The organism is Streptococcus sp. 1621 (assembly GCF_013276615.1).
Classification (GTDB): domain Bacteria; phylum Bacillota; class Bacilli; order Lactobacillales; family Streptococcaceae; genus Streptococcus.
Genome location: NZ_VMLJ01000046.1, coordinates 1 through 7,011, shown reverse-complemented (window position 1 = coordinate 7,011; position 7,011 = coordinate 1). Strand labels below are relative to the sequence as shown.

The 7,011-nt window shown below is 39.9% G+C and carries 8 protein-coding genes; 5 read left to right on the top strand and 3 right to left on the bottom strand.

Annotation, left to right across the window (positions count from 1 at the left end; translation table 11 throughout):
• Window positions 1-172 precede the first annotated feature (172 nt).
• The 5 genes from sodA (at window position 173) to HT697_RS09485 (ending at window position 4,596) form a co-directional block, all read left to right on the top strand.
• A complete protein-coding gene (gene sodA / locus HT697_RS09505) occupies window positions 173-778 on the top strand; it encodes a superoxide dismutase SodA (protein ID WP_173263079.1) in 606 nt (201 codons plus the stop codon).
• A 156-nt stretch (window positions 779-934) separates the two neighbouring features.
• A complete protein-coding gene (locus HT697_RS09500) occupies window positions 935-1,465 on the top strand; it encodes a YutD family protein (RefSeq protein ID WP_173217642.1) in 531 nt (176 codons plus the stop codon).
• Window positions 1,466-1,485: 20 nt separating this feature from the next.
• Window positions 1,486-2,571, top strand: coding sequence for a 23S rRNA (adenine(2503)-C(2))-methyltransferase RlmN (rlmN, locus tag HT697_RS09495; RefSeq protein WP_000804762.1), 1,086 nt, complete (start codon window positions 1,486-1,488; stop codon window positions 2,569-2,571).
• Window positions 2,571-3,053 (top strand): VanZ family protein, encoded by a 483-nt coding sequence (locus tag HT697_RS09490; RefSeq protein ID WP_173217640.1) that lies wholly within the window; start codon window positions 2,571-2,573, stop codon window positions 3,051-3,053. The genes rlmN and HT697_RS09490 overlap by 1 nt, the downstream gene beginning before the upstream one ends.
• A gap of 1 nt (window position 3,054) precedes the next feature.
• A complete protein-coding gene (locus HT697_RS09485; RefSeq protein WP_000025378.1) occupies window positions 3,055-4,596 on the top strand; it encodes an ABC-F family ATP-binding cassette domain-containing protein in 1,542 nt (513 codons plus the stop codon).
• Window positions 4,597-4,651: 55 nt separating this feature from the next.
• Here HT697_RS09485 and HT697_RS09480 read toward each other — a convergent pair whose 3' ends face one another.
• From HT697_RS09480 to HT697_RS09470, 3 genes are all read right to left on the bottom strand, one after another.
• A complete protein-coding gene (locus HT697_RS09480; protein WP_164226926.1) occupies window positions 4,652-5,455 on the bottom strand; it encodes a peptidylprolyl isomerase in 804 nt (267 codons plus the stop codon).
• Between the two features lie 176 nt (window positions 5,456-5,631).
• Window positions 5,632-5,856 (bottom strand): helix-turn-helix transcriptional regulator, encoded by a 225-nt coding sequence (locus HT697_RS09475; RefSeq protein WP_173217638.1) that lies wholly within the window; start codon window positions 5,854-5,856, stop codon window positions 5,632-5,634.
• A gap of 2 nt (window positions 5,857-5,858) precedes the next feature.
• On the bottom strand, window positions 5,859-6,437 hold the full coding sequence (locus HT697_RS09470; protein ID WP_173217636.1) for a DUF3796 domain-containing protein: 579 nt from the start codon (window positions 6,435-6,437) through the stop codon (window positions 5,859-5,861).
• Window positions 6,438-7,011 lie beyond the last annotated feature (574 nt).

Below are 7,011 nucleotides of genomic sequence, written 5' to 3'. Positions count from 1 at the left end.
CGAAGTCAGTAACCATACGTACGGCAAGGCGATGTTGACGCGGTTTGAAGAGATTTTCGAAGAGTATTATTAGAAAGTATCTCAGTGATTTCCTTATCTATAAGCAAAAAACTTGAAAAAAGTGAATGTTTGCGTTATCATTTTCATATAGAAAGAAAAAGAGGTATTACAGATGGCTATTATCTTACCAGAACTTCCATATGCATACGACGCTTTGGAACCATACATCGATGCGGAAACAATGCACTTGCACCATGACAAACACCATCAAACTTATGTCAACAATGCTAATGCAGCTCTTGAAAAACACCCTGAAATCGGTGAAGATCTTGAAGCCTTGCTTGCTGATGTAGAATCTATCCCAGCTGATATCCGTCAAGCGCTTATCAACAATGGTGGTGGACACTTGAACCACGCTCTTTTCTGGGAATGGATGACTCCTGAAAAAACAGCTCCATCACCAGAACTTGCAGCAGCAATCGATGCAACATTTGGTTCATTTGAAGAATTCCAAGCAGCCTTCACTGCAGCAGCAACAACTCGTTTCGGTTCTGGCTGGGCATGGTTGGTTGTCAACAAAGAAGGGAAGCTTGAAGTGACTTCAACAGCAAACCAAGACACACCAATCTCAGAAGGTAAAAAACCAATCTTGGGCTTGGACGTTTGGGAACATGCTTACTACGTGAAATACCGCAACGTGCGTCCTGACTACATTAAAGCTTTCTTCTCAGTGATCAACTGGAACAAAGTAGATGAATTGTACGTAGCAGCTAAATAATGATAGTTGGAGGGAAGAATTGTTCTTCTCTTTTTAAGGTTATATTATTTTGGTCTGACAAAATCGTCAGACTTTTTTCATTTTTATGAGAAACGTGCTAACTGCTAGAAATTATGGTAGAATAAAGTATTAAGTAATCGTAAAAAAAGGATATCTATGCGAAAAGAAATTGCACCTGAATTATACAACTATAACAAGTTTCCTGGTCCTGAGTTCCATTTACACGGGGATAAGGTAGAAACGGAAGGGATAGCTTTTTCCTTGGTGGAAAACATCAAGGATGCCTTTGATGTGACGGCTTTTAATCAGCGTTTTTCAGAAGTCTTAACCAAGTTTGATTATATCGTGGGAGACTGGAGCAACGAACAGCTTCGCCTACGAGGTTTTTACAAGGATGACCGAACAGAAGAAAAACTTGAAAAAATCAGTCGTTTACAAGACTACCTTTTAGAGTATTGTAGTTATGGTTGTGCCTATTTTGTCTTGTCAAATGAAGCCCCTAAGCGAGCATCATTTGACAAGAAAATGCGTAAGAAGGAAGAAGAAACACCTTCTAAAAAAGGAAAGAAACCGACTCAAACCAAACGAAAACCGAATGCAGATAAGAAAAATAGACGTCGTCAGAAAGACCAGCATTCTCAGAAAGAGGACAAGGGACAACGTCATTTTGTCATTCGTCAGAAGTGAGTAGAGAATAAGGAGTAGAAATGAAACCGTCAATTTATAGTTTAACACGTCAAACCATGCAGGAATGGGTTTTGGAGCAAGGAGAAAAGAAATTCCGTGCAGATCAAATCTGGGAATGGCTCTACCGTAAACGTGTCCAGTCATTTGAAGAGATGACCAACCTTTCCAAGGATTTGATTGCTAAGCTTAATGATCAGTTTGTGGTCAATCCCTTGAAACAGCGTATCGTGCAAGAGTCTGCTGATGGGACCGTTAAATATCTCTTTGAATTGCCAGATGGAATGCTGATTGAGACAGTACTCATGCGTCAACACTACGGTTTATCTGTCTGTGTGACCACTCAGGTCGGCTGTAATATCGGTTGTACCTTCTGTGCCTCTGGTTTAATTAAGAAACAACGTGACCTCAATAACGGTGAAATCGTAGCGCAAATCATGCTGGTTCAGAAATACTTTGATGAGCGTGGTCAGGATGAACGCGTCAGTCATATTGTTGTCATGGGAATCGGTGAGCCCTTTGATAACTACAACAATGTCTTGAATTTCGTTCGTACCATTAATGATGATAAGGGAATGGCCATCGGTGCTCGTCACATTACGGTTTCAACCTCAGGTTTGGCCCATAAAATTCGTGATTTTGCTAATGAAGGAGTTCAGGTCAATCTTGCCGTTTCCCTTCATGCACCTAATAATGAACTGCGCTCAAGCATCATGAAGATTAACCGTGCCTTTCCGATTGAAAAACTCTTTGCTGCTATTGAGTACTATATCGAAACAACCAATCGTCGTGTGACCTTTGAATACATCATGCTCAATGAAGTCAACGACGGTGTAGAACAAGCCTTGGAATTGGCTGAATTGCTCAAGAATATCAAGAAATTGTCTTATGTAAACTTGATTCCTTATAACCCAGTTAGTGAGCATGACCAATATAGCCGTAGTCCTAAAGAGCGCGTTATGGCTTTCTATGATACGCTTAAGAAAAAAGGGGTTAACTGTGTTGTTCGTCAAGAGCATGGTACAGATATTGATGCAGCTTGTGGACAATTGCGCTCTAACACAATGAAACGTGACCGCCAGAAAGCAGTTGCAGCAGTCAATCCTTAATGATGAAGAAGAGTTATAATCATGTTTTGGTCTGGGGAGTCATTTTCTATAGCATTTGCATTGTCTATTTTTGCTTTACTCCTCAAGAACAATCTCCCGTGGGGGTGGAAACTCCAGGTATTCAGCATCTTGGACGCCTGGTTTTTCTTTTGACTCCTTTCAATTCTTTCTGGAAACTGGGCCAAGTAAGTGACATTGGACAATTATGTTGGATTTTTCTACAGAATATCCTCAATGTCTTCTTACTTTTTCCTCTGATGTTCCAACTCCTTTATCTCCTTCCAAACTTGCGGAAAACAAGAAAAGTGCTCTTTTTTAGTTTTCTAGTGAGTTTTGGAATCGAGTGTACGCAGTTAGTCTTGGACTTTTTCTTTGATTTTAATCGCGTCTTTGAAATTGATGATTTGTGGACCAATACCTTGGGTGGCTATCTGGCTTGGCTCCTCTATAAACAATTACATAAAAACAAGATAAGGAATTAAAATGAGTATTTTAGAAGTTAAAAATCTGAGTCACGGTTTTGGTGACCGTGCAATTTTTGAAGATGTGTCCTTCCGTCTCCTCAAGGGAGAACATATCGGTCTGGTCGGTGCCAATGGTGAAGGGAAATCAACCTTTATGAGCATCGTTACTGGTAAAATGCTGCCAGATGAAGGGAAGGTTGAGTGGTCCAAATATGTGACCGCTGGTTACTTAGACCAACACTCTGTCCTTGCTGAAGGGCAGTCGGTACGTGATGTTCTCCGTACAGCCTTTGATGAGCTTTTCAAAGCGGAAGCCCGTATCAATGACCTCTATATGGAAATGGCTGAAGACGGAGCGGATGTTGATGCTCTCATGGAAGAAGTGGGAGAACTTCAAGACCGTTTAGAGAGTCGTGATTTCTATACCTTGGATGCTAAGATTGACGAAGTAGCGCGTGCCCTTGGTGTCATGGACTTTGGCATGGATACAGATGTAACTTCTTTGTCAGGTGGGCAAAGAACCAAGGTGCTTTTGGCAAAACTTCTCCTTGAAAAGCCTGATATATTACTTTTGGATGAGCCGACCAACTATTTGGATGCTGAGCATATTGACTGGCTTAAGCGCTATCTCCAAAACTATGAGAATGCCTTTGTCCTCATTTCACACGACATTCCATTCCTAAATGACGTTATCAATATTGTCTATCATGTGGAAAATCAACAGCTGACGCGTTATTCTGGTGACTACTACCAGTTCCAAGAAGTCTATGCTATGAAGAAATCTCAGCTAGAGGCTGCCTACGAACGTCAGCAAAAAGAAATTGCGGATCTCAAGGACTTCGTGGCTCGAAACAAAGCGCGTGTTGCAACAAGAAACATGGCCATGTCTCGTCAGAAGAAATTGGATAAGATGGATATTATCGAACTGCAAAGTGAGAAACCAAAGCCATCCTTTGATTTTAAACCAGCTCGTACACCAGGTCGCTTTATTTTCCAAGCTAAGGATTTGCAAATTGGTTATGATCGTCCTCTGACCAAGCCTTTAAATCTTACCTTTGAACGTAATCAAAAGGTTGCGATTATCGGGGCAAATGGTATCGGAAAAACAACTCTCTTGAAATCTCTCTTGGGAATTATCCCGCCAATCGCTGGGGAAGTTGAACGTGGAGACTACCTAGAACTTGGCTACTTTGAACAGGAAGTAGAAGGCGGTAATCGCCAAACTCCTCTTGAAGCTGTCTGGAATGCCTTTCCAGCTCTCAACCAAGCAGAAGTTCGTGCAGCCCTTGCTCGTTGTGGTTTGACAACCAAGCATATCGAAAGCCAAATTCAGGTCTTGTCAGGTGGGGAACAAGCCAAGGTTCGTTTCTGTCTCTTGATGAATCGTGAAAACAACGTTTTAGTGCTGGATGAGCCGACTAACCATTTGGATGTGGATGCCAAGGATGAACTCAAACGCGCTCTCAAAGAATATAAGGGATCTATTCTTATGGTCTGCCACGAACCAGACTTTTATGAAGGCTGGATGGACCAAATCTGGGATTTTAATAATTTAACTTAAGAATGAGAGTAAAAGAAATACAGTACCGAATGAGGATACTGTATTTTTTTGGTTTTTATGATTTAAAATCGTAGTCTTTCACCACTTCGATACTATCGATAGTAATAGCAGTCGTTGGCTTGTCTTTTTCATCTTTTTCGGCTTTAGCAATCTTATCTACAACATCCATACCGTCAATCACTTGACCAAAGACTGGGTGTTTGCCATCAAGACTAGGGTTTCCCCCTTCTTTATAGGCTTCGATGATTTTCTTTGGATACTTGCTTGTAGGGAGTTTAGCAGAGGTATCTGTAGAGTTTTGGTTGATGAAGAACTGGCTACCGTTGGTGTTTGGTTGACCAGTATTAGCCATAGCAAGAGCACCACGGATGTTATACAAATAAGGAGTAATCTCGTTTTTGAAACCAGTTCCCTTGTCTTTAGTCTTATCCTTGTCATGCCAGATGGACTGACCACCTGTACCGTCCCCTTTTGGATCTCCAGTTTGAACCATGAAGCCATCGATAACACGGTGGAAGGTAATACCGTTATAGTAGCCTTCTTTAGCATGAGTGAGGAAGTTTTCAACCGCTAGAGGAGCGAGTTTAGGGAAGAGTTTGATACGGATATCACCTTGGCTTGTGTGGAGAATCACTTCGGCTTCATCTTCAGCAACTTCTTTAGATAGTTGTGGGAAATTGGCGTTTTCGTTTGTTAAAGCATCGTTTAACTCCTTGGTAGATTGGGCTGCTGCTTTGGAGCTTTCCTCAGCGGCCAAGCTAGAATCTACATAGTCATCACCACGCAAACTACGTTGGATGTTGCTACATCCAGCTAGAGCTACAGTGGATAGTAAAAGAAGGGTTGCTAGTTTTTTCATTCTGATCCTTTCAAAAATTCATTTCTACCATTGTACCCTAAAAGGAAGGGGATTTCAAATATTAGTGACAAGGTAGTTTTAGAGAAAGCCAAAAGAAAAATCGCTTGCTTAGAGATTTTTCTTTTGGCTTCAATTCCTAATTAATCAATGAACTTAATACTAGGTCTCGAAAAGAATTATGCTTCCTCTTTCTGTCTGAGTTCAAAGAGCTCTTCTACTTTCAGATTAAAAACTTGAGCAATTTTAAGAGCCATTTCCAGCGAAGGATTGTAACGGTTATTTTCCAAGTGCAGAATTGTCTCGCGTCGTATGCCGATGCGGTCGGCTAACTCCTGCTGGGTCATGCCTGTGGACTCACGGACAGATTTGAGATTAGTAATAATATTGCTTTCTTTGGCCATGCTTATCCTCTACGTTCCAAGATAAGATAGACAACCGAAAAGATGCAAATCAAGGCAGCTATGCTAATAAATATCTGTCCCATGTAAAGAGTGAGAGACCCCATATACCCAATGATAACTGCTAGGATCATCAGTGCGCCTAGTATAAAAACAAACATCAAGCTAGCTGCCTTGGCTAAATTAGCATAAAAGCGTTCGTCCGGAGTTTCCTTGACATTTTTTAAAGAGAAAAAAACAAATACAATCACTTCAATAACGAGGCCAATTCCCAAAATCCATTCTTTAATACCAGAACTTACGCTTGGGGTCGCAACCCAAATCCCTACTGTATAAAAAATACTTGCTGCAAACACAAGTATCGTGTAAAGCTTAGCAGACAAGTCAAAAATAATCTTTCCCTTACCTTTCTGACTCTTATGTAGCCAGCTCCAAATAGCTATAATTTGACCTAACACTGAAATACCAGTAATAACTAACTTGGGTTCCCAACTAAGATTAGAACCAAATAAAACAATAAAATCAATAAAGAGAGCTACGGCAATCATTGCAATGAGGCCACGCATTTTTTGACTTTTTTTCATGATAGACTCCTTTTTTATGTTATAAATATATAACACTTAAATTTTATGTTATAAATATATCACATTTAAATTTAGAAAGCAAGAATTTATGTGCCAAGGTGGCAATTATTTGAAAAAATTTTTTAATAAAAGCCCTCGATAGTCAAACAACTAAAGAATTCTTTGAAGCAATGCATCGGATTTGGTTTGGATAGTTTCGTTAATAATATTTGATGATAAAGAATTTTTGGAAAATCTAGATACTGTATGAATCTCTATTTTTTTCTTAGACTGTTATAAAGTCTGTCAAAATAAGCTTTGTAGGTGTAGAAGTTAATTTTTACAGAACTAAATTATTCCCCTATTTAGAATCTATTAATTCATATTTTCTAAATTAATAGATATCATTCTTAAAATTCTTGATATTTCTTTTGGGAACGGGATTGGGATTTAGGAGCCAAGTATCCAAATCTCGTTCAGGTGAGATGAAGGGTTTGAGTTGATGGTCTTTATAAAATATTTCTAATACTCTTCGAAAATCTCTTCAAACTACGTCAGCTTTGCCTTGCCGTACTTAAGTACAGCCTGCGGCTAG